Source organism: Cereibacter changlensis JA139 (genome assembly GCF_003034985.1).
GTDB lineage: Bacteria > Pseudomonadota > Alphaproteobacteria > Rhodobacterales > Rhodobacteraceae > Cereibacter > Cereibacter changlensis.
This window is the reverse complement of the sequence record NZ_PZKG01000304.1, coordinates 1-1820: the sequence shown is the minus strand read 5'-3', so window position 1 is coordinate 1820 and position 1820 is coordinate 1. Positions and strand designations below refer to the sequence as shown.

The 1820-nt window shown below is 64.9% G+C and carries 1 protein-coding gene; it reads left to right on the top strand.

Annotated elements, in window-relative coordinates; all coding sequences use genetic code 11:
- Positions 1-1820: conjugal transfer protein TraG N-terminal domain-containing protein (locus C5F48_RS23475; protein ID WP_146170748.1), on the top strand; the 1820-nt coding region annotated here is incomplete at both ends.

Genomic DNA, 1820 nt, shown 5'->3' with positions numbered 1-1820 from the left:
TCGAACTGGTGGCGACGGACGGGGCGCTGGAGAGCTTCATCACGGCGAACATGCCGGCCTCGATGGCCTATTACGATGTGGTCGAGAACCAGACCAAGGTCTGCTCGGCGGGCTGGAACAACGTCAAGACGCAGATCGACAACGAGGTCAACGCGGTCCTTGCGCGCAAGGCCGCCGGGATCTTCCAGGGCAACTCCGGCGCGGGCGCCGCGAACATCGCGCGGCTGAAGGGCACGCTTGGCGACTTCCAGAGCATGATGGCGATGTCTTCGGCCTCGGCGGTCCAGACCATCAAGCAGGCGATGTATGTCAACGCGATGGATGACGGCATGATGCGCTTCATCGCCAATTCCGGAAACTCGGCGGCGATGGACATCTACCAGGTGGCGCGGGCGGACATCCAGACGCGATCGAGCTACGCCGCGATCGGGGCCAACGCCGCAAAATGGGTGCCGCTCCTGAAGATCGTGTTCGAATGCCTCTATTATGCGGCCTTCCCGCTGGCGGTCCTGATGATGATGACGCCGCTCGCGCCGGCGGTCCTCAAGGGCTACATGGGCGGCTTCGTGTGGATCGCCGCCTGGGAGCCCTTGAGCGCGATCCTGCATTCCATCGTCATCAAGGCGTCGACGGGGTTCTACCGCACCGCGGGGGCGGTCACCTCGGACGGCTCGGTCAGCGACGTGGTGCTGTCCTGGGCCAACCACTACGGCATCCGGGCCGTCGAGCAGGACGTGGGCACGGTGGCGGGCTTCCTCATGATGTCGGTCCCGTTCCTCGCGACCGCGATCATGTTCGGGGCGGGGCGGATGACCGGCATGGCGACCTCGATGCTGAACGTGAGCCAGGGCGCCGCGATCGAGACGGGGCGCGAGGCGGCGACCGGCTCGATCGGCCTCGGCAACATGAACATGAACAACTACGCCGCCAACAAGATGAACCTCTCTTCGGTGGTCGATGTCGGCCGCGAGACCATGACCTTCGACACGGGCGGCATCGCCACGCGCAACATGGACGGCAGCTACGGCTATGCGCCCGGCTCGGCCGTCTCGACGGGCGGGATCTCGTCGCAGCTCGGCTCGGCCGTGCGCGGCGAGATCTCGACGCGGGCCGAAAACGCCCGGGTGGCGGCGAGCAGCGCGGCCTCCGAACTCGGCAGCTACATCACGCAGGGCGCGAGCCAGCTGACCAGCTTCGGGGAGAGCGTCACCAACGGCCGGCAGGGCAGCATGTCCTATGGCTGGGAAGGGAGCAGTTCGGAGCGGGACAGCGTCTCGCAGTCGTATCAGCGCGTGCAGGATTTTGCCAAAGAACAGGGCATTACGACAGAAATGGCAATGTCATTGGGGTTAGGAGGAGCACTCACTGGAGGTATTAAAGGTGGTGGCTTTGGAGGCAATGGCGTCTCAGCTGGAGCAGATCTCGCACTGAGGGCTGATGGGGGTCTACGTGGACTAAGCGTCGAGCGGTTCAGCGAGGTTGCCAAAGCTGCCGAGGCCAGTGGGCTTGCTTCGGATGTTTCGCGCATCAGCAGCACCCGGACAGCCGCCACGGCCTCCACGAATGACGGCACGCAGACCACGGCGAGCGAGAGCAAGACCTTCAGTCTGGACGAGGGCGAGCGGCTGGCCGAGACCTACATCACCCGGCTCGAGGAAGCGCAGAACTACTCCCGCGCGCAGAGCTATGTCGAAAGCGCCGGCAGCAGCTTCGATGTCGGCCTGAACCAGATGGTTGCGGGCGAGCTGGGCGCGCGCGGTCATTCGCCGCTCGATGTCAGCCGGATCATGAACCCGAAAACCGACGCCGAAGTGGCCGAA